The organism is Novipirellula rosea (assembly GCF_039541335.1).
In the GTDB taxonomy this organism is placed as follows: Bacteria; Planctomycetota; Planctomycetia; order Pirellulales; family Pirellulaceae; genus Novipirellula; species Novipirellula rosea.
The window spans coordinates 221,476-248,039 of record NZ_BAABGA010000107.1 but is presented as its reverse complement, the minus strand read 5'-3'; the positions used below and the strand labels follow the sequence as shown (position 1 = coordinate 248,039).

Annotated in this window: 21 protein-coding genes and 1 pseudogene; 16 read left to right on the top strand and 6 right to left on the bottom strand. The window is 54.3% G+C overall.

Annotated elements, in window-relative coordinates; translation table 11 throughout:
- Nucleotides 1-18: 18 nt before the first annotated feature.
- From ABD971_RS31255 to ABD971_RS31245, 3 genes are all read right to left on the bottom strand, one after another.
- Nucleotides 19-3,546: an efflux RND transporter permease subunit gene (locus ABD971_RS31255; protein ID WP_345327630.1), complete on the bottom strand. Its 3,528-nt coding sequence runs from the start codon at nucleotides 3,544-3,546 to the stop codon at nucleotides 19-21.
- A 61-nt stretch (nucleotides 3,547-3,607) separates the two neighbouring features.
- Nucleotides 3,608-5,521: a heavy metal-binding domain-containing protein gene (locus ABD971_RS31250; protein ID WP_345327702.1), complete on the bottom strand. Its 1,914-nt coding sequence runs from the start codon at nucleotides 5,519-5,521 to the stop codon at nucleotides 3,608-3,610.
- Between the two features lie 591 nt (nucleotides 5,522-6,112).
- Nucleotides 6,113-6,529, bottom strand: a complete 417-nt coding sequence (locus ABD971_RS31245; RefSeq protein ID WP_345327628.1) for a membrane or secreted protein — start codon at nucleotides 6,527-6,529, stop codon at nucleotides 6,113-6,115.
- Between the two features lie 291 nt (nucleotides 6,530-6,820).
- Here ABD971_RS31245 and ABD971_RS31240 point away from each other — a divergent pair, with 291 nt between their 5' ends.
- Complete coding sequence (locus tag ABD971_RS31240) at nucleotides 6,821-8,458, top strand: TolC family protein (RefSeq protein ID WP_345327626.1); 1,638 nt, start codon at nucleotides 6,821-6,823, stop codon at nucleotides 8,456-8,458.
- Nucleotides 8,459-8,849: 391 nt separating this feature from the next.
- On the opposite strand, the gene ABD971_RS31235 is transcribed toward ABD971_RS31240, so the two are convergent.
- A complete protein-coding gene (locus tag ABD971_RS31235) occupies nucleotides 8,850-9,431 on the bottom strand; it encodes an RNA polymerase sigma factor (RefSeq protein WP_345327621.1) in 582 nt (193 codons plus the stop codon).
- A gap of 149 nt (nucleotides 9,432-9,580) precedes the next feature.
- On the opposite strand from ABD971_RS31235, the gene ABD971_RS31230 reads away from it, so the two are divergent.
- The 3 genes from ABD971_RS31230 to ABD971_RS31220 all read left to right on the top strand — a co-directional run bounded on the left by ABD971_RS31230 (nucleotide 9,581) and on the right by ABD971_RS31220 (nucleotide 11,567).
- Nucleotides 9,581-10,141 carry a hypothetical protein gene (locus ABD971_RS31230; protein ID WP_345327619.1) on the top strand — a complete coding sequence of 187 codons (561 nt, stop codon included), beginning with the start codon at nucleotides 9,581-9,583 and terminating at the stop codon, nucleotides 10,139-10,141.
- Between the two features lie 297 nt (nucleotides 10,142-10,438).
- Nucleotides 10,439-11,338 (top strand): Spy/CpxP family protein refolding chaperone, encoded by a 900-nt coding sequence (locus ABD971_RS31225; RefSeq protein WP_345327617.1) that lies wholly within the window; start codon nucleotides 10,439-10,441, stop codon nucleotides 11,336-11,338.
- A gap of 55 nt (nucleotides 11,339-11,393) precedes the next feature.
- The gene (locus ABD971_RS31220) at nucleotides 11,394-11,567 is read left to right on the top strand and encodes a hypothetical protein (RefSeq protein WP_345327615.1); all 174 of its coding nucleotides are present in this window, start codon (nucleotides 11,394-11,396) and stop codon (nucleotides 11,565-11,567) included.
- Between the two features lie 4 nt (nucleotides 11,568-11,571).
- Here the strand turns inward: ABD971_RS31220 and ABD971_RS36140 are convergent.
- Both ABD971_RS36140 and ABD971_RS31215 read right to left on the bottom strand, forming a co-directional pair.
- Nucleotides 11,572-11,637, bottom strand: a pseudogene (locus tag ABD971_RS36140) (hypothetical protein); the annotation flags it as partial.
- Between the two features lie 73 nt (nucleotides 11,638-11,710).
- Nucleotides 11,711-12,064, bottom strand: coding sequence for a hypothetical protein (locus ABD971_RS31215; protein WP_345327613.1), 354 nt, complete (start codon nucleotides 12,062-12,064; stop codon nucleotides 11,711-11,713).
- A gap of 1,050 nt (nucleotides 12,065-13,114) precedes the next feature.
- Between ABD971_RS31215 and ABD971_RS31210 the strand changes: the two genes are divergently transcribed.
- The 12 genes from ABD971_RS31210 (at nucleotide 13,115) to ABD971_RS31155 (ending at nucleotide 26,482) form a co-directional block, all read left to right on the top strand.
- Nucleotides 13,115-15,115, top strand: a complete 2,001-nt coding sequence (locus tag ABD971_RS31210) for a 2Fe-2S iron-sulfur cluster-binding protein (RefSeq protein ID WP_345327611.1) — start codon at nucleotides 13,115-13,117, stop codon at nucleotides 15,113-15,115.
- Nucleotides 15,116-15,118: 3 nt separating this feature from the next.
- On the top strand, nucleotides 15,119-15,883 hold the full coding sequence (locus ABD971_RS31205) for a hypothetical protein (RefSeq protein WP_345327609.1): 765 nt from the start codon (nucleotides 15,119-15,121) through the stop codon (nucleotides 15,881-15,883).
- 12 nt (nucleotides 15,884-15,895) lie between these two features.
- Entirely contained in the window at nucleotides 15,896-16,681 is a 786-nt protein-coding gene (locus ABD971_RS31200) for a multiheme c-type cytochrome (RefSeq protein ID WP_345327607.1), read from the top strand.
- Nucleotides 16,682-16,747: 66 nt separating this feature from the next.
- Nucleotides 16,748-18,226 (top strand): ferredoxin reductase family protein, encoded by a 1,479-nt coding sequence (locus ABD971_RS31195; RefSeq protein ID WP_345327605.1) that lies wholly within the window; start codon nucleotides 16,748-16,750, stop codon nucleotides 18,224-18,226.
- Complete coding sequence (locus ABD971_RS31190) at nucleotides 18,223-19,476, top strand: cation:proton antiporter (protein WP_345327603.1); 1,254 nt, start codon at nucleotides 18,223-18,225, stop codon at nucleotides 19,474-19,476. The genes ABD971_RS31195 and ABD971_RS31190 overlap by 4 nt, the downstream gene beginning before the upstream one ends.
- 154 nt (nucleotides 19,477-19,630) lie before the next feature.
- Nucleotides 19,631-20,053, top strand: coding sequence for a hypothetical protein (locus ABD971_RS31185; RefSeq protein ID WP_345327601.1), 423 nt, complete (start codon nucleotides 19,631-19,633; stop codon nucleotides 20,051-20,053).
- A 545-nt stretch (nucleotides 20,054-20,598) separates the two neighbouring features.
- Nucleotides 20,599-21,507: an anti-sigma factor family protein gene (locus tag ABD971_RS31180; protein WP_345327599.1), complete on the top strand. Its 909-nt coding sequence runs from the start codon at nucleotides 20,599-20,601 to the stop codon at nucleotides 21,505-21,507.
- 123 nt (nucleotides 21,508-21,630) lie between these two features.
- Nucleotides 21,631-21,984, top strand: coding sequence for a hypothetical protein (locus ABD971_RS31175; protein ID WP_345327597.1), 354 nt, complete (start codon nucleotides 21,631-21,633; stop codon nucleotides 21,982-21,984).
- A gap of 184 nt (nucleotides 21,985-22,168) precedes the next feature.
- Complete coding sequence (locus ABD971_RS31170; protein ID WP_345327595.1) at nucleotides 22,169-22,810, top strand: hypothetical protein; 642 nt, start codon at nucleotides 22,169-22,171, stop codon at nucleotides 22,808-22,810.
- Between the two features lie 452 nt (nucleotides 22,811-23,262).
- Nucleotides 23,263-23,565: a DUF5676 family membrane protein gene (locus ABD971_RS31165; protein WP_345327593.1), complete on the top strand. Its 303-nt coding sequence runs from the start codon at nucleotides 23,263-23,265 to the stop codon at nucleotides 23,563-23,565.
- Nucleotides 23,566-23,728: 163 nt separating this feature from the next.
- On the top strand, nucleotides 23,729-25,069 hold the full coding sequence (locus ABD971_RS31160; RefSeq protein ID WP_345327591.1) for an APC family permease: 1,341 nt from the start codon (nucleotides 23,729-23,731) through the stop codon (nucleotides 25,067-25,069).
- 60 nt (nucleotides 25,070-25,129) lie between these two features.
- Nucleotides 25,130-26,482 (top strand): site-2 protease family protein, encoded by a 1,353-nt coding sequence (locus tag ABD971_RS31155; RefSeq protein WP_345327589.1) that lies wholly within the window; start codon nucleotides 25,130-25,132, stop codon nucleotides 26,480-26,482.
- Nucleotides 26,483-26,564: the final 82 nt, after the last annotated feature.

Genomic DNA, 26,564 nt, shown 5'->3' with positions numbered 1-26,564 from the left:
AATCTCCCTTCTCTACCCTCAAGCTGCTTTTATAATCTCCTCCTTTGGCACTTCCTCGGTTTCCTCCCAAAGTTCATCCTTCATTCCGAATCGCATTTTCATTTCTAGATACGCCGAATAGAGCGTTGGAACAATGAACGACGTGAACGGCTCGGCTAGCATTCCACCGAATACGGGGATCGCCATCGCGCGAGCGACGTCAGCTCCGCGACCGGTTGCAATCAGCACTGGAATCAGAGCTGCAAGTGTCGTCACCGTCGTCATCATGCAGGGGCGAATGCGTTTCAAACCGGCTTCATAGACGGTGTCTCGAATGTCTTGCACGCTCTTGATCTTGCGTTTCTGCAAAAGTTGATGGATGTACGTTGCCATGACGACGCCGTCATCGACCGCCAAACCAAATAAGGCAATGAATCCGACCCAAACTGCCGTATTTAGCTCAACCTCCATCCAGGCGACCAAGATCATTCCTCCCGCGAAGGCGACCGGGATACCGGTGAACACCGCCATCGCGATGGGAAGATTGCGAAACTCAAAGTAGATCAACAACAAATTGATCATGATCACAAACGGAATGATCCACATCAATCGAAGGTTGGCCTCGATTTGATTGCGAAAACTACCGACGGCCTCGAGCGAGTATCCGGCGGGGAGCCCCAGGTGGTCGGGGTGAGAAGGCGGCAGCGATTGAGCTTCACGTAGTTGTTCCTCAATCGCCGTCACGGATTCCAAATCGCCCTTCGACCCGTTTGCCATGAAGGCAACGTGGGCAACCAAACGACCGTTTTCACTGTTGATCGCACCAGGCCCCCAAGTCGTTTCCAGGGTTGCAAGTTCCTCGAGCGGAACCACAGCACCGCTGTGTGTCACAACGGGTAGACGGTTGAGTTGGTCAATCCGCTCACGCAGATCGCGGTTGTAACGCAAACGCACTGGATATCGTTCGCGACCCTCGACCGTCTTGATCAAATTCATACCGCCCAGGGCCGTTTCAATCACTTGGTTGACCATGGAAGCACTCATGCCATAGCGTGAGGCCGCCTCACGATCAACCGTGAATTCGATGTACGGCTTGCCAAGAACAATGTCCGGATTCACTGTTCCCGCGTTAATAACAGGTGACTTCTTCAACGTTCCCGCGACGTCCATCGCAGCGCTCGCAAGCGTCGTCAAATCGTCGCCATAAATACGAATCGCCATCGGTGCCTTGATGCCCGACTGCAACATTACGACGCGACCTTCAATCGGTTGTAGAGCTGACGCCGGAGTGACACCGGGCAGCGTGGCGACCTTGTTGATCTCATCCCAAACATCACGAGCAGTGACGCCCTCACGCCACTGGCTTTCGGGCTTGAGCATGACGTACGTTTCGACCATGGCCGCGGGAGCCGGATCGAGTGCCGATTCAACGCGACCGATCTTTCCCAGCACGTCTTTAACTTCGGGGATCTGTCCGATCAACACATCCTGCGTTTGTAGCACCTGCATTGCCTGCGAAAAACTTGCCGCCGGGTACAGCGTCGGCATGTAGAACCAACTGCCCTCATCCAGAGCGATCCAGTCATCACTCTGTAAACCGGTAAAAACATGTTTGGCATCGACATAGCCTGGGAAATCATTCAGCTCGGCACCAAAAACTCGAGCGGTTCTTTCAACGGGTTGAAGAACCATCGGCATGCCAAAGTACGCTCCGACGCCTATCACCAGCAGGATCGCCGGAAACGACAAAGCAAAAGGTTTGTGATTCAGAGCGTGACGCAATCGGGCAGCGTAAATCCAACGAACGAATCGACTCGACGGAATTTCTTCGATCGGGCGAATCCGCTCGCGAAGCAACTGCCAACCAGCGATGAAGCCAATCGCACCCGCAGCGAGAGTGATGATCCATGAATCCAGACCGAAGTACCCACCCAAGTCATTGCCCCACATGAAGTGCGACATTGCAGCCAATAGTCCCGAGAGCGAAATCGCCGCGATCAACGCATTCACTTTTCGATAGTTGGCGCTTCGCAACATGATTCGGCTGAGTGCGGGCACAATCGTCACCGCCGTGATCATTGCGGCGGCGATTGCAAACGTCTTTGTGTACGCCAATGGTGAGAACAGTCGATAATCACGCCCGGTCAAGAAGAAGACCGGCAAGAAGCTAACAATCGTTGTCAAGACGGCCGTCACGACTGCGGGAGCAACCTCAACTGTTGCGTCATAGACGACCTCCGTTCTCGACTTCTCTCGATCTGCTCCACTAACCATCACCCCATCTTCTTTCTCCCAATCCGCCAAATGCTGGTAGATATTTTCGGAGACAATGATGCCCATGTCGACCATCGTGCCGATTGCGATCGCAATTCCAGCAAGCGACATAATGTTCGCCTCCACTCCGACGAAGTGCATCGCGATGAATGATATCAGTACGGCGGCGGGTAAGCAGATTGCCACCACGAAACTGCTGCGGATGTGAAGCAGGAACAGCAGGATGATGATGGCAGTAATGATGATCTCGTCTCGTAACGCATGCGTCAGCGTCGCCATTGTTTCGTCGATCAAACCGCTGCGATCATACACGCCATGGATTTTGACACCCTTCAGTGCTGGCGTGATAGCCGCGATTTTGGCTTTCACACGGTCAATCACGACGCGAGGATTCTCCCCGTATCGCATGACCACCACACCGCCGACCGCTTCGGCTCCGTTGTAATCAAGAGCACCACGTCGGAAATCGGGACCAAGCTGGACCTGGGCCACATCGCTCACGCGAACCGGAACACCGTCCCGCTGCAGGATAACGGTCTCTTCGATGTCCGTGATCGCTTTGCTCTTGTCGCCGTCGGTGCCAAGGAACCCCTTTCCACGAACGATAAACTCCATGCCTGTGGTTTCGACCGTCTTCGCTCCCACGTCGACATTCGAGCCCTTGATCGCCGCCGCGAGTTTGTCGAGAGAGACGTTGTAAAAACGAAGCTTATCGGGATCGACTTCGATCTGATATTGCCGGACGTAGCCACCAATTGATGCGACTTCGCTGACGCCCTCGACGGCTTGCAGTTCATACTTGATGACAAAGTCCTGCATGCTGCGAAGCTCCGCCAAGCTCATACCCTCCTCGGGGGCCTGCAACGTGTAGTAATAGACCTGTCCGAGTCCTGTTGCATCAGGGCCAAGCTGCGGAACGACTCCCTCGGGCAATTGAGACGCGGCGGAACCAAGTTGTTCCGAAACGCGGCTTCGAGCCCAATAGAAGTCAATTTCGTCTTTGAACGTCACCTGGACAAAACTGTAGCCGAACATGCTTTTGCCACGCACGGATTCAGCGCCGGGAACAGCCAGCAACGATACGCTCAAGGGATATGTAACTTGATCTTCGATGTCTTTCGGTGAACGCCCAGGCCATGGCGTTAGCACGATGACCTGGTTTTCGCCGACATTGGGAATCGCGTCGATCGGAACCGCTTTGAACGCGAACCAACCGCCCACGCTCAACCCGATTGTCAGGAAGACGACCAGCCATGGTTCTTTGACGCAGAAGCGAATGATCAAATTGAGCATCGCAGACCTCCTTGATGATTCAAAATTCCAGTCACTAAATCCAGCTGCGCTGTTTGATCGTTCATTGCATCTCTCCCGATTCGTTTCCGAACTCGACCACTTTGAAGCTGACGGCGTTGCTAGCCGCGAGCGACATGTCGTTTACGGTCTCGCCGCATGTCAGCATTTCGCTGCCCCAATACGGGTTCTGAATGTCTCCTCCGGGTTGCATCCAGTCGCCGCCTCCGCCAGGAACCATTGGGCAGTAATAGTGCGTCAACTGTTTCGCCGTTTTGGGGCCACGCGCCACGGTTGCGGCATGCAGCATGGCGTGGCTGACACTGCGGTAGGCTTCACGGGCTGTTTCGAGCGAACCGTCCATTCGTGAAGATCCTCGTCGTGCACTTGCAAATCGCGATTGAGCAGCGTCGGGAACGTCTGGTAGCATTTCGAGCTTGTTTAGTGAATCCAGCAGCGTGTTGAGCGCCACCGGTGGAGGCGTCTGGTCGGCCGCCATCGCACATTGAATCTCGAAGTAAGCATCGTAAGCACGATCAAAATTCTTGCCTGATTCACCTGCCAGCATGACCGGGTCACGCTTGGGAAGCCTGAGTGGACCGGGTGAATAGCTTGGTGCTTTGCTGGGATCCATTAAAGACGGATTGCCAGCAAGCTGCATCTGTGAGTCGATCAAGAAGTTACCGTTCGTTGCGACCGTCTCGCCCTCAGCCATTCCCTCAACAATAATCGCATCATTATCGTTCATCGCGCCAACGGTGACGCGACGAATCTCAAATCGTCCTGGCTCAGTTTCCACATAGATGACGCCTTGCTCACCGGTAAGCAACACTGAGTCACGTGGTACAGTGACGACACGCTGAGCGATCACTGGTTCAGTTGCATAGTTAAGCTTAGAAGTTGAAATCAAATCCATGCCACACAGAGGACATTCACCCGGTTCGTCGCGGATCACTTGCGGATGCATCGGGCTAATGTATTTACCAGCGAGCGCCGGATCATAAACCATGTCGGCCGATATTGCAGGAACGCTGATGCGAGCCGTTGCATAGTCGCCCGGACGCAGCTTTCCGTCGTAATTCATCACTTCAACGCGGACGCGAACCGTGCGAGTCGTCGGATTGACCGTCGGATCAATGAACGCAACGCGGCCGGTAAAGACTTCGCCGGGCATCGACTGAATCTCCGCTTCGACTTGTTGGCCGAACCGAACCGATGCGGCATCGTCGGGGAACAAGTCAAGCATCATCCAAACGGAAGTCAGATCGGCGATGCGGTAGATTTTCTGGCCGGTTTTAACATAGTCGCCTTCAACGGCTGCCTTTTCTAAGACCGTTCCTGTCTGTGGTGACTTGATTCGGATGCGCGACTGCGGCTTTCGACTTTCACGAAGTGCGTCGATCTGGCCGGTTGTCATGCCAAGTTCGCTCAGGTTCTCACGTGCCATCGCTTTCATGTTAGGACTGTTCATGCTGAACCGTCCAACTGACTTGCTATCCAGGCTGGTGATGTACTCGGTTTGGGCCGAGTACAGCTTGGGGCTGTAGATCAGAGCGAGGTCATCGCCCTCGTTGACTTCGACGCCCACATAGTCGGCGTATAATTCTTCCAAGCGGCCGTCGATGTAAGCGGAAATCGTTGATAGTCGGCTTTCGTCGAAGTCAATCGAACCGATCGTGCGAATCGTTCGATTTACTTCTCCCATTTTGCTGGTCGCGGTTTGAATTCCAACCAAACGGCGAGCGGAAGACTCGATGGTGACAGAAATGCCGTCGCCGCCGCCACCTCCGGTCGCTTCGACCAGTTCCATCGCACAAACGGGACAACGTCCTGGCTCTGTCGAAGGCGGTGTACACATCATTGGGCATATGTATCGCTTCTCTTCGCCGCCACTCGCGTCCGCAACCACGTTACTGTTACCACCAGCAGAGAAACCATCGGGCGTGATCCAATCGAATCGCTGCGCGACACCGATCATGATCAGGATAAGTGCGGCGACGACCGTAACGGCACCGGCATTCGCACCGACACGAAGCAGCCAACCGAAACCGCCGAACTTTGCCTCGCCACCGGGTGTAGCTGTCGCGAGGATTCTTTGCGAGATTGGCGCCGTAGTCGATGGATCTTCCGTTGATGCTTCGCTCGAATGCGATGCCGCGATACTACCACTCGGATCACTGGTTTTCATTTCGCTCGCCGACTGCGGTGTCGGCGATGACGAAGCAGTTGCTTCAACCTTGATATCGTTGGTTGGATTGTCTTTTTTCATAGTAGATGCCTCCTTGTCATTTGTTTTGGTTTTGGCACTGCTCGACCCAGACAGCTGGGGTAACAGTCGGCTGTGATAGCAGTGAAGGTTGCGACTGATCGACGACAACCCGGAGGGAATTCGTCGCCGAACAGTCACGCTCCTCCAGGCTGTGGCTCTGTGGACGGATTGACTCTTCGAGGTAGCGGAACTCGTGAAGAGTTACGTGCATGTTCAGCGAACAAAGAAAGTCTTGGCGACTTCCGCTACGGCGTGGAAACGCATCGTGAAACGCGAATAAAACTGCCTAAGCAGACGTAATCACAGACGCCAAATACAGAGCTGTATTTGAGAGAAGTGTGGCGGTGAAATCGCGTTCTCACTGCCAACCATGCGAGGTGGGCGTGGAACCGCATCGCCAAAGATTGTTGCCAAGTCAGCGAAACGAACCGCAACCACATCGCGTTGCTGGATCGTTGGACGCATTGGTGACGAGTCACCGAGGGGTTGGCTTTCAATGCCGCACTGGCAACCTGGCGCCATTTCTGCTGTCGCCAACTCATTCATAACGACGGAATCAGCCGTGCTGATCACGATGACCTTAAGCGCCAGAGTATCACTGCGACCTCGGCTGTGATCATCGGTTGAGGATTCTGGCTCGGTCGATCCCATGCAGCAACTGTCGCTGGAATGCTCATCGGAGCCGCCACCGCAACAATTACATTTCTCGGTCGACATGGAAACTTCGCAGCATCCGCAGCCGTCGCAGGTGAAGGTTTTTGCACAATTCGCCCCGCAGTCATTCGCAAATACCAACGCCATCCCCGGCTGAATCATCATTACGACGATCAGCGAAAGATTAACGACGGTACGAATTAAACGACAGCGAAACACTTTGACCTTCCGAAACAGATACCTAGACCCGGTATACGGAGTATATCGGAAATATGACTAGAGAGTTCAAGGGGAATCTGTTTGATCGCCGAACTTTCCACGTAAAATAGGATAGCTGGACGGAGCCAGTTTGTCATGCAACCTCAACAAATCAACACGTTTTCGATCAGTCGAAAGCGTAAAATGCTGGCTTTGTCCTTGATCGCAATTTCCGTGGGTGGCTGTGCCAGCGGGCCTGCTCGGCTGGCCCGGTCCCAATACACGGCCCCTTCACAGGTGGTTGCTGAAGAGGTCGAGACAAATGCCGTTGTCAATCAACAAAATAGCCGGAATAGCAAGGATTCCGCCGTTACGATGGTTGGATACGGTGAACAGACATCTTCAAGTGAGATCGTGTTTGCGCAGCAGTTTGACCTCGATCCGCCCATTCTCGCCACCAGAAACGGGGAGGAAATGGGCAACCCGAATCAGACTCTCGTCGAACTGCAGACCGACGAAAATGACAGTTCAGAAGAGGGAGAGAGCGGAGATTCTGATGTAGAGGGAACGGTCGCGATTCCTGTCGCCACTGCTGCAAACGGTCTACCGGTCGACTATTTCGTCCGCCAAGCTCTCGCTGCCCACCCCAGCATCCAAGCAGCTCGGCAGCGTGTTCAAGCAGAATACGAACGCATCCCACAAGTCACTGCCCTGCCGGACCCACAGCTGAACAACACCTTCTGGCCATTGCAAGACAATGCATTGCAAACCGCAGGTGGGCGGATCGCCAACCAAATGTCGCTTCAACAAGGCATTCCGTACCCCGACAAGTTGCGAACCAAAGGAACGATCGTTAGCCGTGAAGCTCAGATGGCTCAGGCAGAGGTACAGCGCATCGAGCGGCAGATCACTGAGTCCGTTCGATTAGCCTACTACGAGGTGTGGTACGCAACGCGAGCGATCCAGATCATCGAAGAGACACGTGATCTCGTTGACGACCTAACCAAGGTGGCGGAAGCCCGCTATCGATCCGGCGGCACCCAGCAGGACGTCCTGCGAGCACAACTCGAAACCGACCGACTCGATGACCAGCTCGTCCAGCTACGCAAGCAGAAACAAGTATCTCAAGCCGATCTTGCCGCCCTTTTGCAGCAACCTCTGTCGCTGATGCCCGAGGTACTTGACGAACTGGGGTTGGCCAACGCTCCGATGCAACTAGACGAATTGATTGCACAGGCCGAACAGTGCAATCCGAATCTACAAGGACTCGCGGCTGAAATACAGCGTGATCGTCAAAAGCAGCGGCTCGCATGTTTACAAAAGTACCCGGACTTGATGGTGGGGCTGAACTGGGGCATTGTCAGCGACAAAAACAATGTGCTTAGCGGCGTCGCCGATGGCCACGACAATCTCAGCTTCACCGTGGGAACAACGCTTCCGATCTGGCGTGAAAAGATCAATGCGGGCGTTCGCGAGGCAAGTCGTCGGACTAGCAGTACGCAACAAAGGCTCGAGGCCGAACGAGACGAAATCTATGGCCGCTTGCGGCGCCTACTCGCTCAAGCTGATTCGCTGGTCGAACAAACCGATATCTATGAAAACCGCTTGGTACCGCGAACGGAAGACACATTGAAGCTGGCAATCGCCGATTATCGAGGCGAACGCACCGACTTCTTCACCCTGATCGAAACCTACCGCGAGTTGCTGATGTTCGAGACCCAACTCGCCCGCATCAACGCAACGCTCGCCGGTACGATCGCCCAGGTTGATCGCACAGTTGGATGTGCATATTAGGAAGTGAGGGAGTTGGGAGCGGCTAGTCTTCCGGTCGTGTGCTTAACGGCGTTTTCGTATATCTGACATGACGAAAGACTGCGAAAACGGCGAGTGAGAAGGCGGTCAGCTCAACTAAAACTTGGATGGCAAGAGGAACGGAAAGAAGTCGCAATGGTTCATACGTCATTGTCCATGCGACGCAAAGAGATAGACCGATGATGTTGCAATAGGCTCCAAATACGCAAAGCCTTGCCGCAAACCTGCGACACGGCACAATCAGGTGTAGGGATAGTCCAAGACAAAGCGTCAGGAACCCGATCGGGAATGCGATGAATGCAGCGTAAAGAATCCACATAGGGTGCCCTGTTCTTTGGTATCGGAAAACCAACTCCCAGACTCCCAACTCACTTCAACTCCACCCAAGCCTCTCAAGTTCGTCCTTCAACTCACGCCGCGCCCGGTTTAACCTTGACCCGACCGTGCCTTCGGGGATGTTCATGATCTCAGCGATCTCAGCATAGGAAAGCTCTTGAACTTCCTTCAGCGTCAGTACGGCGCGTAGCTCGGGCTCAAGCTTTGCAAGCCCAGCTTCCAACATCTCTGCATCCTCCAGCCTTAGTCCGCTTTGACTCAATTTGGATTCCGGTTCAAGGCTAAGTGTGTTGACGTTATCTCTCTTGCGACGTCGCAGAAATTGCAATGCCTCGTTCGTTGCTACGCGGTAAATCCATGTTTCCAAACTTGACCCGCCACTGAAGCAATCAAGTTTGCGGAATATCTGCATGAACGCCAATTGCATGGCGTCATCCGCGTCCTGGCGACCCACAATGCGAACCATCAACGCATAAACACGCCCGCTGCAGCGATCGTACAGTCGTCCCATAGCGTCATGGTTTCCATCGATGCACTCACGGATCAATGCTGCCGTTTTCGTGGAATCAACGGCAGCTTCCGGCGATGTTCGCTCGTTCGTTTTGCTTGGATCGCTCAACAAGTCGCGACTCCAGAATGCCGGGTGAGAATGTGCGGGAATTGAACTTTTTCTGTGAAGGACGCAACCTCACCCAGCATCCAATTCAGAGAGTGAGCAAGAGATCTCACCAAAATATCCCCTGGTTTTCCAACAAAGGAACCCCGCAAATGAGTACAAAACCGTTTGGAATCGCTGCACTGGCCCTGGCCGCTATGTTCGCCTTTGGATCGCTGGCCGCCCAGCCCGCATCGGCGCAATCGAGAATTAATGACAAAGTTTCCCGAAACAATGGCAAGGGTTTTTGGGCAAATCAACGCACGTCGCGAAATATCCAACATGCCCGCGATTATTCGCGAAGCATCGGCAGGTACACAACCCAGTCCCCGACGATCAACCCCGCGATCACGCACGCCGAATCGCAAATGTTGGGCATGCAAATCCAAGGCATTCAACGCGACATGGGTATCGTTCGCCAGACGTATGTCGAGAACCCGCAGGTTATAGAGCAGATCAAAGCCATCGACGATAAGCTCGCGGCGGCCTCGGAAACTCAAAAGATGCTGCATATGGAATGCTGCAAGGACACGCCCAATGGCAAGGTTTGCGGCGAGATGGCCACGAAGTTGACGACAGCGTTGGACGAAATCAGCAAAGATCACGCCAAGCTGATGAAGATGACCGGGGACGACAAGCACGAAGGGCATGCAGCCGCGGCAGCTAGCGAATGATCTCGCAGCAGTCACAACGCTCGTGCCAATCCGTTTTGGCTGTGCTTGAGTGTCTCGATCGTGGATCAAAGGCAGTAGCTTTCCATGTTCCGTAAAAACCAAGACTTGGCGATGCCAAAAGCTCGCCAGGAGCGGGTTCGCGTTCGCAAAAATTTTCGGGTCCAGTGTCTCGCCGAATATCGCGACCTGACCCATTTGTGCTTCGCAGTGTAGGCATACCCTTGCAGGGTATCAAGGCCGTTCCCTGGCTTCAATACATTCAACTATCCATCCGTCCAAACCCAAAGATCGCATCAAATGTTCACTAGAAATTATCCACGTTTGGCTCCGGCAACCTTTGTTTTCGCAGCCTTCATCGCAGTGATTGCCTCCGGCCCATTGACCGCGCAAACCCCTACCGATACGCATGCAAACCACACCGCCCCCGCAGCAGCATCGGGAGATTCTGATCTCAAGACCGAGCTGCAAGCTCTCCGCACGAAAGTAGAACAACTGGAGGCCGCTTTGGAATCCCAGCACCAAGCTCGCTACGGGACCGACGCCTCCAAGCAAGAAATGTCCGGCGTCTTAACGGACAGCAAGTCAATGGGCGGGATGAAGAAGATGGGGGGAATAAAAGACATGAAGGAAATGTCGCAGGACACCGACGCATCGAGCAAGTCGGGCGGCATGTCGGTGGATTCCGGTGGCATGGGGATGGGCGGAATGGGCATGAAGAAGAAAGGCATGGGCATGATGTCTGGTGGCATGATGGGGATGAAAGGCATGGGCATGATGGGACGTAATCCCGCCATGAAATCATATTCGATGAGCAGCATGAACATGTCATCGGCTCTTCCTGGTTTTCCCGGCGCTTCGCATCTCTACCACATCGGTGAGACCGGATTCTTTCTGGACCATCCGCAACACATCACGCTGAGTGCCGAGCAGCAGAAGCAACTCAATGAAATCAAAGAGTCCGCGTTACTGGCAACGGCCACCGCCCAACGTAAGATCGACGAAGCAGAGCAACAACTCTGGCAACTCACCGGAGCCGATCAGCCGGACATCAACAAGATTGAAGCGAAGGCCAAGGAAATCGCCAGTCTGAATGTGAGCAACCGAATCGAGTTCATTCGTGCCGTCGGAAAGGCGGCTGAGGTTTTGACCGACGATCAACGCCAAGTTCTCGTTGGTATGGCGACCGACACCAACTAGCGACACGCGACACCACGCATCGCTCACTTGCCCAGGCTTTCACTTGAGAGACACCATGCCTAACAAACCGTCCGACGACATTTTTGAACAAGCGATTCTTCGGCTTGATCGCGCAGCGGAATTTGCATCCATCGAGAGTGAATCGCTGTCATTGACGATCCTGGTTCAATCGGAATCAGTTCGCCACGGAGGATGGCGACCTCTTGCGGTGCGTCGATCGCCAAGGTAACTCGACCGCCGGAAGTCCGGTGAATCGAGATCGTTGTGTTCGTTCCGGGCGAGCAAATCGACTCGCCCATTTTGCGTGACAGAATTCACATGAAATCGGTCCTTCGATATTTTGTTTTTTATGTTGTTTGAGCGACACGGTCTTTAGGCTACTCTTCGGTATTTCGATTCAGTTTGCACGGGCGACTCGCTAACAAGCACCTGACGAATCCTTGTCGAAAGACGAAAAAGGTCGCCTCTGTACTCGATCAACTCTTCAATACCCAAGAAGTCGGCCATAGCGTAGTCGTGGACTGCAACTTCAGCACCATATGAAACAACCCGGGTATCGCAATCGAGCATCACGAGCTTCGGAGCCAACTGCCATGCCTTTTGGCACGGAATGGCAAGCTGCGCCACGACGAGCTCGGGACGACACTTTCCGCATGCCTTCAGTGCATCCGTAGCCGTTAAAACTCTGACGACGCGATAGCCAGCTTCGATCAGGTCACCGGCCAATCGAGCGTAAACCTCATCGCGTGGTTCGACGATGAATACGACGGGATGGGACTTGGATTGGCGGCTTGGATGCGGTTTGGGAAGTTTATCCTGTTCGCGAGATGGCTGTATTGGTGTCGAACGAATGGGCGTTTCCTGCTTCAAAGGCTTCCGAGCGGGCGTTGTCGATCGTGCGATCTTCTTGCCATTCATTTGTTCCGTCACGACAAAGGTGCCGTGGCAGTGACCGCACGCGACTTCTTCCCCAACGAGGTGCTGGCGAATCTTCGCGGGTCGCCCGCATGTTGGGCAATCGATTAGGAGTGGCTCGGTGGCTCTGTGTTGATAGCCTGCTGTTGCGATGGGCGCATATTGCTCTTGCATGATCATTGTGAAATCACTTTCCGTTTGAGAATGTCGTTTGGTTTGTTGCAGTGGGGCCAACGTCAAAAATGACATGCGCTACAAACGAAAACGACAAAGGGCAACGCAAAGTGAAGCACCCGCTAGTTCGGCGGGAGAAGGCTGAGGGACCGCACGCAAAAGTGAATTGCTGCTCCAGTGCGAAGCAATAACTCGCTTGCTCGCGAAGTTCAGCGACGGAACTTCTAGTTGTGTCTCAAGACCCTGGTCAGGTGAAACTTGCTGGCACCCGCAAGGACATGATTGGCAAGGTGCCGAGGAGTTGGTCCCGCAGCAGCACTCCGGCGCGGACTCTCCCGCAACGACAGACGAGCCGATTTTTGACGGGCAATGCTTGCATTGGCAAGCCGATGCCTGCGGCATTCCAGCCGAGAAGAGAAAGACGGCGACGAGTGCTGCGAGTTTCATCAAGCCAAAGAGCATTGGGTTCATGGGATCGTCCGTGATCACGACTTGTTCAACGCCCTGTTCTGGGCCGGTGTTGCGATCTTTGGATGCACGAGAGGCTGTAACCCTTCGCGGCAAATCAAAATTTCCTGAATAAATTCGGAAGCGAATTGATGACAATTAGGTTTGCTCGTGAAGAAACAGAGGGACTGAGGCATCCAAAGCGGTAACGACGTTACACAAAACAAGAGAGTTCGCACGATGCATAGCCGTATTGCCGTTTTTCTTTTGCCTGCAGCCACGATGTTGGTGATTGGGTTGGCTGCTTCCGGAATATTGCACGCCCAGATATCGCCCGAAGAACACGCTAGCCACCATCCCGAACAGGCCGCCGGCAGCAAAGGCGGATCAGGAATGGGGGGCATGGGCATGGGCATGGGCGGTCCACCCGATGGAGCAGGGGCGGGAAAGATGGGCGGCAAAGGCGGTGGAATGATGGGCGGTGGCGAGGGCGGCGGTGGGATGATGGGAGGTGGCGGAATGGGTGGCATGATGGAGAAGATGGGTGCGCCCAAACCGAAAGACCTCTACCCGTCGTTGATGGAACTGCCCGATTTGCCGATGGAGCGACGTGGTGAGCTAGAGCAAGAGGCGCACCAGAGAATGATCGCCGGAACCCGAGTGCTGAGCGAAGGCTTTGATGAGCTTTCCTCTTCAGCGGGCAGCGATGACTTCGCGGCAATGCAGTCGGCTACCGCCAAAATTCGCGAAGGACTCGGCGATTTTGAAAGTGGTCTGGCAGCCCATCGCGCACTTCGTGAAGGCAAAGCACCACGCAGCGTCGCCCTTCAGTGGTTCAAAAGGGAGATGAACTTGAGTGATGGTTCACCAATGGCAGCGTCGAACGCTTGGCTATGGGGCATGACACCGTTTCACACGATCGTGATGGTGATCTTGGTGCTGTTCGCGGCGGCCATGGTCTGGATGTACTTCTTCAAAATGCGCCGCGCTGCCTCACTGCTGGAACGTCTAGCGACGAGTGGGGGAGCAAAGTCGGGAGCTGGGAGTGAAGGAGGTGGGAGTGAAAAATTATCGGCTCCCAACTCCCCTTCTTCCAACTCCCTTCTCCCAACTCCCAACTGTTGTGACACCGATGATGCTTGCGCGACCGAACAAGAGGCCGAAGGCATCAGTCATGACGGACTGCTCGGCGTTGGCAAGAAGAAGCTCTGTCGATTGCGAGTTGCCAAGATCATTGAAGAAACAGAGGACGTGAAGACGTTTCGGCTGGTCGCGTGCCACGGTGGCGGTATTCCGTTCAGCTACCTCCCCGGTCAATTTCTGACGTTGACATTGCCGGTTGCCGAGAAACCGATCAAACGCAGCTACACAATTTCTTCTTCGCCGACGCAGGGTTACTTTTGCGAGGTGACGATCAAGCGTGAAGGCAAAGGCGCGGGGTCTCGCTATCTGCATGATCAAGTGAAAGTCGGCGACACTTTGGAAGTCAAAGCCCCGAGTGGAAAGTTCGTCTTCTCCGGCAAGGAATCCGACGACATCGTGTTGATCTCCGGCGGCGTAGGCATCACACCGATGATGAGCATCTCGCGAGCGCTCACAGACATGGCGTGGCCCGGCGAGATTCATTTCATCGCCGCGTGCCGTGACCCAAAACACTTCATCTTTGAGGCGGAAATCAAACGGCTTCAAGAGCAGTTTGACAATCTGCACGTCCACGTCGCGATGAGTCGGATTAAGGAAAACGTCAACGGCTACACCAGCGGTCATCTGAACAAAGAGAGGCTGGCCGAGTGGGTGCCGGACATCGCGTCAAAACGCATTCATATTTGTGGTGCTCCGGCCATGATGGAAGCCACCAAGGCGATGCTCGCTGAACTGGAAGTACCAGCCGAGAGCATCCACACCGAAAACTTTGGCTCCACACAGAAGCCGAAGGCGAAAGTTGCAAAGAAACAGGAGGCTCACCAAGAGAAAGAGACGGGAGCGAAGGTCACGTTCGCGACATCCGACGAGTCCACCTCAATGCCTCCCAACGAAACGATTCTCGAAGCGTCCGAACGGATCGGTGTCGACATTGACTACTCATGCCGTGTCGGCACCTGTGGTGAATGCCGCGTGAAGCTGCTTTCGGGTAACGTGTCAATGGAAGTCGACGACGGTCTGGAACCGGAGGAGAAGGAAGCGGGAATGATTCTGGCTTGTCAGGCGAAGGCGACAGAGGATGTGATCGTGGAGGCGTAAGCAATGAAAGAACGCGAAAAGATAGTCGTCACCGGCCTCGTATTCCTCATGCTGCTCGCATGGCTTGGTTTTCCGTTGCATCATTCCCATCGCTTCGCAGGCAGTTTATGGGGAGGCGTTTTTGGCGTGACTGGTGCGCTGCTGATGCTGGTGCCGCTGGCCTACCTCGTCGTCAAACGCAACAAGAAATTGAAGCAGGCCGTCACCAAACACGTTTCGATGCGGACGCTTCTCGCTTGGCATATCTATGCGGGGGTGTTGGGGCCGATTCTGGTCATTCTGCATAGTGGCCACAAATACAACAGCTCGCTGGGAATCACGTTGACGGCGATGACATTGTTAGTCGTTGTCAGCGGCTTCATCGGGCGATACCTGATGTCGGGATTCGCCAAAGAGATCAAAGCCAAGAAGGCGATGCTCTCGGAATTGCAAAACGCTTACGACCAAGCCGTCGTGGAGGTTGGTTCTCATCCGGCTACCGCAGAAGGCTTGCGACCTTTCTCAGGATTCTTCAGCCGTCTGACTGCTGGCTTCTTTCTGTCGGAAGCGAGCGACACAGCGATCACGCCGCGCCAAAGCACGATCACACTCGTTCGCCTTGCCGAATCCATTGCGGATGTCGAATACGCAATCGCGACGCACGAAGACTTCAAACTCTGGTTCGGCAAATGGCTGAAGTTTCACATTGTGATTTCGTTCGTTCTCTATGCCCTGATGTTTATGCATGTGTATTACGCCGTCTACTTCGGTTTGCGGTGGTTTGAATAAGACTCGATCTCCATGAAACGCAATTTACTAATCTTCGTCACGCTCGTGGCCATCCTGTCGACCGCCTACGCCATGGGCGTTTTGCCCAAGTCTGCTACGGAGGTAGTGTCACACTCGCTGCACCGCTCGGTCAATCCCGGCACGTTATCCGCCGCCCATGCGAACCTTTCAGATAACTGCCAAGCCTGCCATACGCCAGCAATGGGCATGGACAACGCAAAGTGCATCATGTGCCATGCCAACAACGAGTCGATTCTGCAACGACAACCGACGGCTTTCCATGCCAGCGTCGGCACCTGCAAGCAATGCCACCGCGAACATCAAGGGCTGGATGCGAATCTTTCGGAGATGGACCACTCGATGCTGACGTCGATCGGGATGAAGGACATGCAAAATGCGGAAGCGGGAACAGAAGAAGCGTCGGCCTACAACTTGCTCGTCGATAGACTGCGACTGGCGTCTCCGCTGCACGAACGAATCAGCTTGCAAGAATCGGTGCTCGACTGTGCTTCTTGTCATTCCAACGATGATCAACACCAGAGCTTGTTCGGCAGCGATTGTGCCCAATGCCATGCAACCGACCGCTGGACGATCCCCGAATTCAAACACCCTTCAACTAGCTCGACTGACTGCAACCAATGCCATCAGGCACCACCAAGCCACTACATGATGCACTTCAAGATGATCTCGGCGAAGGTCGCCGGTAAACCGCACGCCCGAGTCGAGCAATGTCACCAGTGTCATCAAACGACGAGTTGGAACGATATCAAACGAACTGGCTGGTATAAGCATCACTGAAGAAAGCTGGGAGACAAGGAGAGTTCCGGATGACCTTTGCTCCCCACCTCCTTACTCCTTACTAACATGAAAACCGCTCTGATCGCACTCTACGTGCTCACCGTGACCGCACCGGTTTGGATTGCTTTGCTGGCGGTCCCGCAAACGGACCATTCGTTTTCGAGCGAGGTGGCGAAGAATAGTGGCCTGATCGGAATCGGCGTCCTGCTGATGCAGTTTGTCCTGGCCGCGCGACTGCCGCTAACGAATCGCTTCTTTGGGCTCGATAGCGTGATGGTTTTTCATCGCTCGATGGGCATCTTCGCACTCGCCCTGATGCTCGTGCATCCCGTTCTGTTGGCGTTCGGTGAGGGCAATTGGAAATTGCTCTACGGCCTGGATCAGACGTGGTACATCTGGGCTGGCAAGACGACGCTCCTGCTCTTGCTCGTTCACATTTTGATCTCCGTGTTTCGTCGATCGTTGAATCTCAGTTTTGAGAGATGGCGGGTTTTGCACAATACGCTGGCCATCGCGATCATTGCGTTGGCCTTGCTGCACAGTTGGTATGCGGGCGGTGATTTGTCGGCATTTCCGATGCAGGCTTTGTGGGTGCTGCTTGGCGGCGTGGCGATCGCAGCGTTTGTCTGGCATCGGCTCATCCGACCGCAACGTTTGGCCGCCAAGCCATACCGAGTTGAAGACGTTCGGCAAGAATCACCGGATGTTTGGACATTGCGTTTGGCTTTGCCCGAGGGGGAAGTGTCAGAGCATTTGCCGGGACAATTTAACTTTTTGACGTTTCCGAACTCCGCCGCAGTCCCCGCGGAAGAACACCATTTCACAATTTCTTCTAGCCCGACACTCAACGGCTTCGTCGAGTCCACGATCAAAGCATCGGGAGATTTGACTAGTCAAATAGGAGAGATTCAACGCGGCGAAACTGTGATTGTTCATGGTGACTTCGGTCGCTTTTCCTACACTTTGCAACGGGACGAATCTGAACTTGTGTTCATCGCTGGCGGCATCGGAATCACGCCGCTGATGAGCATGCTTCGTCACATGCGAGATACGGACGACAAGAGGCGTGTCGTGATACTCTATGGGAACAAGACGGAAGCCGACATCCTGTTTCGCAGCGAGTTAGCTGACATGCAATCAATGCAAGAACCGATTTTGCACGTTGAACATGTTCTTTCCGAACCAGATGAAAAGTGGCCGGGCGAGAGCGGACACATTGATGGGAAGTTGCTCAACCGCTTGCTGGGAGGCGACTTAATGAAAACCGGTTTCTACATCTGCGGCCCAGCCGCGATGACGGACCAAGTCGTCACCGCACTGCGGCGTCAAAAGGTACCATGCCGCAATTTGCATACCGAGTCTTTCTCGTTGACTGAGGACACTGCACCAACGAGTGCAAGGAGCGTTCTCCGAAAATGGGTGACTGCTCTAATTGTTGTTGTGGCAGTTGCGGTGACTGTCATCGTGGCTGAAATGCGCACCGACGGTAACGAACCTTCAGGTGACGGCCACGAACACTCCCGTAGCCACAGCGAATCGGCGTGAACGAACTTTCATTGTTGCTTCTGTTACTGACCGTTCTATCGCTAGCGCTGATGACGATGCGATGGGTCTCAGCCCGACTGGACCAGCCCTCCGTCTTGGGCGAACTGTTGCTCGGCGTGATGCTGGGTAACCTTGGCGTGTGGTTCGGCGAACCGCTGTTTGAAATTATAATGAGCCCTGATTCGTCGGAACCGCTTGCCGAGTCGGTTCCGGTCGCCGCGCATGTTGCAACCGTCTTTCAGGCTCTGGCGGAACTCGGAGCTGTGTTGCTTCTATTCACTGCGGGACTGGAAACGAGCGTCTCGAAGATGAGGCGGGTTGGTGGCCGAGCAACCATCGTGGCGTTGGTTGGCGTTGTTGCCCCGTTTTCGCTGGCGTACCTGACCTGCCTGCTTTTGCATGTCGAAATGGATGTTGTCGGTCACTTGTTTCTTGCTGCGACACTCAGTGCGACCAGTGTTGGAATTACCGCCAGCGTGCTGAAGGACCTGAAAGCCATCGAACGCCCCGAATCCGAAGTCATCCTCGGCGCGGCGGTCATCGACGACGTGTTGGGCTTGGTGTTGCTAGCCATCGTTTCGCGAATCGCCATCAGTGGTTCCGTTGATGGGTTTCTCATTGGCAAGACGCTCGTGATCGCCCTGCTTTTCATTGTTGCCGTCATCTTTGCTGGAGAGCGTTTGGCGGCAAGGGGCCTCGCGATCACTCGTCGCCTGGATAAGCAAGACGGACTTCTATACTCCGCACTTGCCTTCGCGTTCGCGGTTTCTTGGATCGCACAATCGGTTGGCTTGGCCGCGATTGTCGGCGCTTTCGCGGCAGGGCTGGTCACGCGAAATAGCACGGCGAACGGAAAACCGGAGAATAATGGTTTTCAAGCAAAGTCGACCGTTCTAGCTGCGGTTTCGCCTATCGAGCGGTTTTTGTCACCACTGTTTTTCTTGTACGTGGGAATGCAAGTCGACGTACGCTTCTTTCTCAATTCTCAAACTTTGCTGCTCGCGTTGGTCTTTTGCGTGTGTGCGGTGATTGGGAAACTCGTGGCGGGCCTAGTCGCTGGTCGTGATCTTGATCGACTCAGCATCGGTATTGGCATGGTTCCACGAGGGGAAGTCGGCCTCGTGTTATTGGGAGCCGGACGAAGCCTCGAAGTAATCAGCGACTCGTTGTTCGCGGCACTGGTGATCGTTGTCTTCGTGACCACGTTGATCACACCGCCAGCATTAAAGTGGGCGATGGGGAGAGAGTGAGGAGGTGGGAGGTGGGAGCGATGGATAGGTTGCTGAGTAAATTTCTCACTCCCGACTCCCAGCTTTCCCCGTTTTTCCGTGAAGGAATCGGCGAGTGGCGACATCTAAGCGGGCAGTCTCCAAACCACTACCTCCTCAAGGATTCGAGGAAATCATGAAAAACGCAATGAAGTCGTTGGTCTGGCCAGTCGCTCTTACGCTGGTCTTTGTCATTTCTGGCTGTGCAAAAGACCGCACAGCCCTTGTTGGAATGCCCGGTGGCGGGGGCTGCGGCGGAGGAGGCTGCGGCAGTTCGTCTGTTGATGGCGGCGCGGCGATGCCCCAACATGATATGTCGCAGCATGATATGTCGCAGCAAACGATGGCTTCCCAATCCATGCAACAGCCGATGGTTGCCTCCGGTGGCGGTGTCATCAATAACAAACTTTGCCCGGTGATGGGCGAGCCGTTGGGTTCGATGGGCGATCCCGTTCCGGTGACTGTTGGCGGAGAAACGCTGTTTGTTTGCTGTCGTGGCTGCGTGAAAAAGGTGAAAGCCGATCCAGCCAAGTACTTCGCGATTGCTCGAATTGAGTGAAGATAGATTTGTGGGACGTCGTGAAGAAAGCTCAGCTGTCAAGCATCTAACCACTGCTCTTGTAAGTGATCAAATCGTCGCTGGCTCGCCAGCATTTCAGTAAGAGAGTTTCTCGATCAAGGATGAATGAGATGAAAAGCGTATTAACGACGGGTATTGTGCTGGTGATATTGGCACTTGCCTGTACTGCGGGCGGTTGTGCCGCCTCGGGCAGCGGAGGCTATGGGGGGCTGATGGTCACGCAGGCCACTCTCACTAACCGCAGTTGGGAGGGGGAGTCTGGGAGTCAAGGAGATTTCCAAATGCCTGTCTCCGTGTCTCCCAGACTCCCAATGGCCCCTTTTTCTTAGAAATGGTAAATTTGCGTGAAGAAGGTGTGGCTGGAGAGCATCGAAAGTATTGGTGCCGATCGTCTTGTCATCAGCGTGTTTGAAGTCAGCAATTTGGCCGCCGATTCGCTCAATGGCCACGCACTCTAAGACTTTCATCCGATAGAATATGGTTTCATTCGGAAGTCGGAGTTTACTCAGGTTTGAATGATTACCATGCGTTGCGAAACCGTTGTCGAACAACTTTCCGCCCACTTTGACGGCGAGCTGTCGGTATCATTGTCCGAAGATATCGACTCGCACCTCACTCAATGCGAGGCATGCAGTGCGGAGTCACGCAGCTTTGGACGAATCAGTGACTTGGTTGGTACTAGCACTCTCCGCGATCTTCAGCCTCCGCCATGGGCGTTTGTCGCTGAGCGCTTGCAGGTCGAGCCGACAACTCCAGTCACTTTGCCGAGCGACTCGTCTTCCGCGAAGTCTGGTCGATCAAAGTTAAGAGACGTGATGGTGATCGTGGCTTCTTTGGCTGCGTCGATCATAATTCTCGCGTGGACGTGGCGACCGGCCGAAGAACCAACGCAGATGGCTCATTCGGGCCACTCGCATCATTCGGGTCATGCGATGAACGCCGCCGCTATCAATTTTCAGGACACCGTTTCGCTTCAACAGCAGGACATTGGGCTGGCGATGCAAACCCTCGCAAAAAAGTACGAGGGCCGAGAGGCTTCGCTGGACGAGGTCGTGAAAAATGTCGGCTTTAAACCGATTGTCCAATCGCCTTTGCCCAGCGGTGCTCGATTGGTTTCGGCGCAGTTGCTAACGATGCCGCAGTGCAATTGTGTTGAAGGTGAGTGCATGTGTGGCCCTGGCCTGTGCAACTGTGTTGCTTGCGTTTGCGAGCGTCCCGACGGTTCGACTTTTCTTGTCATCGAGCAGTGCCACGGCCAGAACGTCAACTTCGGCGACCTGCCAGTTCAGCTTGTGCAGCGGGGTGACCACGAGTTGCATGTGACCAGCAATGAGAAGAGTCTGGCCGTCACCTGGACGGCAAATCGCACACGGAAGGTCGCCTTTGGGTTACGCGATCTGAATGAAATGGATCAATTGCTCGCGGTCAATTGAGATCAGCCGAGGACTTGGTCGCAAACGATCGCTTCCATCGAAGGAAGTGTTTTTCGAGGATGTGCCAGCTTGCGAGGGCAAGCAAGTATGTCACGAAAGACATCGACGTGGCGTCGGCAATCTGTGCAAGATGGATTGCTGTTCTCTCACGCCTCGAAGCAACTAGCGAGCGGGCACGGTAAAGACAATCCACGGCCAAATGAAATAGAAGTGTTCTTCCACGGGCAAGGACCAGAAGTGATCAAGCCGACCAAAGTTTCACTGGCCCAACCCGCTCATTCGCACATCGGTGAGAACGCGGTTGCTGCAATGAACATTTTTATCATCAAAATCTCTCGAGTGGTTTTTAGGAATCGTGAATTCACATGGCCGCTTGGATGCCGCAAACCATCGCATCCGTCGCGAAAAATCAATGTGAGTCAGCTTGCCGCAGTTTCCAGGCATCTACTCGCTGTGCCGAAATTAGCAAAGACCTGAATTTCGGCATGCTTTCCCGGTTCCCGAAAATATTCCGAATCTGCGTGAAGGATCAGGGAAGGACGAGCATCTAACCGAGCAACGTACAACGTTTTCGCGTTGTGGTTGCTGGTGAGAGGTTTGCCGGATGAACCGCAAAACGAAAGAAATGGTTCCCCAACCCCTGAATCGAAGGATTTTTCGAATGTCGATCAAACGATCACCGCTTATTCTGTCGCTGGCTCTCGGCCTGATTGCTAGCAGTCTTGGTTCCTTGAACGCCTTCGCCCACGAAGGCCATGATCACGAAGGCCATGATCACGAAGCGATGCAGAAGGCCGAGAAGAAAATCGAAGACGCCCTTTCCACGCTTCCGGCCGCTGACCAACGGCTCGCTAAGGAACAGCGGTTCTGCCCGATCATGACCTACGATCGGCTGGGGGCGATGGGCACACCGCTCAAAGTCATGATCGAAGGCAAACCGGTCTTCCTGTGCTGCAAAGGTTGCGTGGAAGACGCCCAAAAAGGCGGTGCGAAGACGGTCAAAACCGTCATGAAGCTCCGTGACTCGACGGCGACGCTCGCCAAGTTGCCGATGGAAGAACGGATGGCAGTGGAAGCACAGAAATATTGTGCAGTCAACACCACGGGCTTCCTGGGTTCGATGGGCGCACCGATCAAACTGGAATTGGACGGCAAACCTGTCTACCTTTGCTGCGGCGGATGCACGAAGAAGGCGCAAGCCAACCCTGCAGCCACACTCGCGAAAGTCGAAGAACTCAAGAAGGCTGGTTCGCACGAAGGTCACGATCATGAAGGCGGCGATCACGCCGGACACAAGCACTAGGAGAAAGCTGGGAGAAGGGAGCTGGGAGAAGAAGAAGATTGTTCTTCGTCCGGCCCTAGGCGACTCAGCTAACTGAATCTCGTCAAACCGCAGCGATGTGTACCAAAACAGTGCATGTCGGTGCGGTTTTTTCGTACGAATCATCCAGCTCCCACCTCCTTTCCCAAGCGACTGATGAAGAAAACAGCGTTGAACAGCATCTAAAGAAGCAAACGACCAAGCCATCCATTCATTCACGAGAAAACGAAAAGAAACAATGAGTCACTTCTGGCGAATGCTTTTGGGTTGCATGATCCCGATAGCGATGATTTTTGTTTTACCTTTGCTCGGAATCAGCGAAGGCGTGACCCTAGGCGTCTTCCTCGTTCTGATGCTCGGGTGCCACCTACTCATGGTGCCAAACCACCACTCGGGCCACCTTGATTACGACCACCAACACAAGGACCAAGATCATGCAAACTCTTAGCATAAAACGTTTCGGCTTCGCGATCGCCAGTGCCTCGATCGTGTCGTACCTCGGATGTGTCTTCGTGATGATGACCGTCCCCAAGGATGTCGCAATCCGGTTCTTCAATAGCTTAATGCACGGCGTTGACGTGACAACCATCATGCGTTGGGACATGCCGATTGGTGAGACGATTCTCGGTGCCGTCGGAATCTTCGTGCTGGGATGGTTGTTCGGGGCGCTGATTGCTTGCGGTTACAACTGCTGCGGAAAAGTGACGCGGGATGAGCGAGCCGGAAATCGGAAGTGAAGGAGTTGGGAGACACCGAGTGGTCCCGAAAACATCCCTTCCACGTCGTAATCTCCCAACTCATTTGGCGTGATGTTTGCTCGTAGTCATGTAGAGAGGAAGTTGTAGTCATGTGGTGAGGAAGGGGGAACAGCAGCCAACTGAACAATGAACTAGGCAAGGAATGAATAATTCAGAATCATCGGGTGGGTACGAAGAAAACAGTCTGTCGCTAACCGGTTCCGCTGCGATGGGCACCGGTGTCATGATCGGTGCGGGTATTTTCGCGTTGACGGGCCAAGTCGCAGAACAGGCGGGAGGACTCTTTCCGCTCGCGTTCCTGGCTGCCGCGATCGTTGCCGGATTCAGTGCTTACAGCTACGTCAAGATGGCCGAGCAGTACCCGTCCGCTGGCGGCATCGCCATGTTCTTGATGAAAGCGTACGGCAAAGGGACCGTGACGGCTGGCATGTCCCTGCTGATGTATTTTTCAATGGTCATCAACGAGAGCCTCGTTGCTCGAACCTTTGGTACGTACACATTGCAGTTGTTCGATGCGAAGGATAATCAGTTCCTGGTCCCCGTCTTGGGCGTTGGGCTACTGGTCGCTGCATTCATCGTCAACATACTCGGCAACAAATTCATCGGCACGTTTTCGACTGTTACGGCGGTCATCAAGATCGTAGGCATCCTCTTGTTTGCTGGCGCGGGCCTCTGGGTTTCGGGGTTGAATTTTGAAAGCGTGGGTGTGACAGAGCGAACATCCAGTGGCAGTTTCCTCTCCGCAATCGCTCTGGCACTGCTGGCCTACAAAGGCTTCACGACGATTACGAACAGTGGCTCGGAGATCACTCACCCAAAGAAAAACATTGGCCGCTCGATCATTATTTCGCTCTCGATTTGTCTAGTCGTCTACATGCTTGTTGGATTCGCCGTGGCTGGCAATTTGTCCATCGCAGAAATCATCGAAAGCCGAGACTACGCGCTTGCCGAAGCAGCACGACCGGCATTTGGGCAATGGGGAATGTACTTCACCGTGGGGCTCGCGATTGTGGCAACGATTTCAGGATTGATTGCCAGCACGTTCGCCGTGTCGCGAATGCTGGCGATGCTAAGCGAAATGAAGCTCGTTCCGCACAAACACTTTGGTATGCCCGGCGGTATTCAAAAGCATACGCTTGTCTACACCGTCGTCTTTGCAGTCACGCTGACCATTCTCTTTGATCTATCGCGTATCGCATCTCTCGGAGCGATCTTCTACATCGTGATGGACATGGCAGTGCATTGGGGCGTGCTGCGTCATGTTCGCGAAAAGGTCAACGCCAATCGCTGGATGCCGATTACCGCAATCGTGCTCGACACCATCATTCTAGGAGCGTTCCTTTGGATCAAAGCGACCAGCGACATGCTCGTCATCTGGGTCGCCCTGGGCGGAATTGTCTTCATCTTCGCTGGCGAAAAACTCTTTCTCTCTTGGACGGAAGATGACGACGACTCGAAACATGCGGACGGTCATGCCGCGTAGTTGTATTGGCTGCAAGAGCAAACGAAACAGACACTTGGAACACCAAACACGAAGAACATCATGGAAAAGAAATCAACACCAATCGGCTGGCTCAATGTCCTATTCATGATCTGTCTCTTGTTGCCCGTGCTGATTCTGTTGATGATGCCTGGCGGCACGATGATGGGTGCATTTCTGTGGCTGCCTATCGTTCTTTTGCTATGCTTTTGGATGATCGCGAGCATGGCTGCTGCGGCTCGCGGCGAGCAACAAGAAGAGACCGACCACACGATCGACGATGGGGTTCGCATGATTTCGGACGGCGAACAGCCGGATGCGATTCGCGCAGTGATGGATGTGCGAGTGGCGACGCAGCAACATAGTGCAGGAATCTTTCGCGGACGCCTGACCGCACCTGCCGATGAAGCGTTAATGCGACTGCAATCGGACCTTGGCGAGAACGTTGTTCCCATGATTCAACAGGACGAAGAACTGGGCACGGCTATCGTTTTGATGAACCGGCCAACCGATGAATCGGTACTGGAGCGACCGACCCGACCGTGGCTGCACTGGCTCCTGTTCGGTCTTACGTTTCTAACCACGACCTGGGCGGGTGCACTGCACCAAGGCGTCAATCTGTTGGAACAGCCCAGCGAAATTGCGGTCGGGCTTTGGTATTCCGTTGGCCTGTTGTTGATCCTCGGCGTCCATGAAATGGGCCACTATTTCATGGCCCGTCACCACGGATTGAATGTTTCGCCGCCGTTTTTCATCCCGGTCCCCTTCGCGTTGGGTACCTTCGGTGCCTTCATTCAAATGAAGTCACCAACAAGGAATCGACGGGCATTGTTCGACGTTGCCGTGGCAGGTCCGCTGGCGGGACTCGTCGTCGCGATACCGGCGCTCCTGATCGGATTGCAAACGACCGAAGTGCTGCCACCGGATGCGGAACCAGCGTCAGCGATGATGGGGCACGGCACATCCGCGGGATCATCTTTGCTCTTTGCATTGATTTCCAAAATCGCTCTGGGCGATCAGCTTCAAGACGGTTACTTGCTGCAACTCAGCCCGCTCGCATTTGCCGGATGGCTAGGCTTGTTGGTCACAGCCCTGAACCTAATGCCGATCGGTCAACTCGACGGAGGGCACATGGCCCGAGCGATGTTCGGACGGCGAGTCGGAGAAACGATCAGCAGTGTCGGAATGTGGTCGCTATTCCTGCTGGCGATCTTTGTTTGGCCCGGCCTGCTGTTCTTCGCCTTGTTCATCTACTTCATCGCCGGACGCGGAATACCGCCGCTGAACGACATCACACCGATCAGCCCCGGCCGTCGCTGGATCGGCTACGCAACCTTCGTGATCCTGGCGCTCATCCTGATCCCGCTACCTCACAAATTCTGGCATGCAGCGGAGATTTACTGCCCGTACTTGTAGCTTGCTCTGTCGTGGCGAACTCAGCAAATATGGCGTGGAGACAACCGTTTTTTGAACCAGCAAAACGGCAAGCGGTGCTGCA

Coding starts and splice junctions, on each gene's coding strand:
- ABD971_RS31155 (WP_345327589.1), top strand. CDS start 25,130: ATGGAAAAGAAATCAACACCAATCGGCTGGCTCAATGTCCTATTCATG.
- ABD971_RS31210 (WP_345327611.1), top strand. CDS start 13,115: ATGCATAGCCGTATTGCCGTTTTTCTTTTGCCTGCAGCCACGATGTTG.
- ABD971_RS31165 (WP_345327593.1), top strand. CDS start 23,263: ATGCAAACTCTTAGCATAAAACGTTTCGGCTTCGCGATCGCCAGTGCC.
- ABD971_RS31185 (WP_345327601.1), top strand. CDS start 19,631: ATGAAAAACGCAATGAAGTCGTTGGTCTGGCCAGTCGCTCTTACGCTG.
- ABD971_RS31225 (WP_345327617.1), top strand. CDS start 10,439: ATGTTCACTAGAAATTATCCACGTTTGGCTCCGGCAACCTTTGTTTTC.
- ABD971_RS31170 (WP_345327595.1), top strand. CDS start 22,169: ATGTCGATCAAACGATCACCGCTTATTCTGTCGCTGGCTCTCGGCCTG.
- ABD971_RS31255 (WP_345327630.1), bottom strand. CDS start 3,546: ATGCTCAATTTGATCATTCGCTTCTGCGTCAAAGAACCATGGCTGGTC.
- ABD971_RS31200 (WP_345327607.1), top strand. CDS start 15,896: ATGAAACGCAATTTACTAATCTTCGTCACGCTCGTGGCCATCCTGTCG.
- ABD971_RS31180 (WP_345327599.1), top strand. CDS start 20,599: ATGCGTTGCGAAACCGTTGTCGAACAACTTTCCGCCCACTTTGACGGC.
- ABD971_RS31160 (WP_345327591.1), top strand. CDS start 23,729: ATGAATAATTCAGAATCATCGGGTGGGTACGAAGAAAACAGTCTGTCG.
- ABD971_RS31205 (WP_345327609.1), top strand. CDS start 15,119: ATGAAAGAACGCGAAAAGATAGTCGTCACCGGCCTCGTATTCCTCATG.
- ABD971_RS31220 (WP_345327615.1), top strand. CDS start 11,394: ATGCCTAACAAACCGTCCGACGACATTTTTGAACAAGCGATTCTTCGG.
- ABD971_RS31245 (WP_345327628.1), bottom strand. CDS start 6,529: ATGTCGACCGAGAAATGTAATTGTTGCGGTGGCGGCTCCGATGAGCAT.
- ABD971_RS31195 (WP_345327605.1), top strand. CDS start 16,748: ATGAAAACCGCTCTGATCGCACTCTACGTGCTCACCGTGACCGCACCG.
- ABD971_RS31250 (WP_345327702.1), bottom strand. CDS start 5,521: ATGATCGGTGTCGCGCAGCGATTCGATTGGATCACGCCCGATGGTTTC.
- ABD971_RS31240 (WP_345327626.1), top strand. CDS start 6,821: ATGCAACCTCAACAAATCAACACGTTTTCGATCAGTCGAAAGCGTAAA.
- ABD971_RS31230 (WP_345327619.1), top strand. CDS start 9,581: ATGAGTACAAAACCGTTTGGAATCGCTGCACTGGCCCTGGCCGCTATG.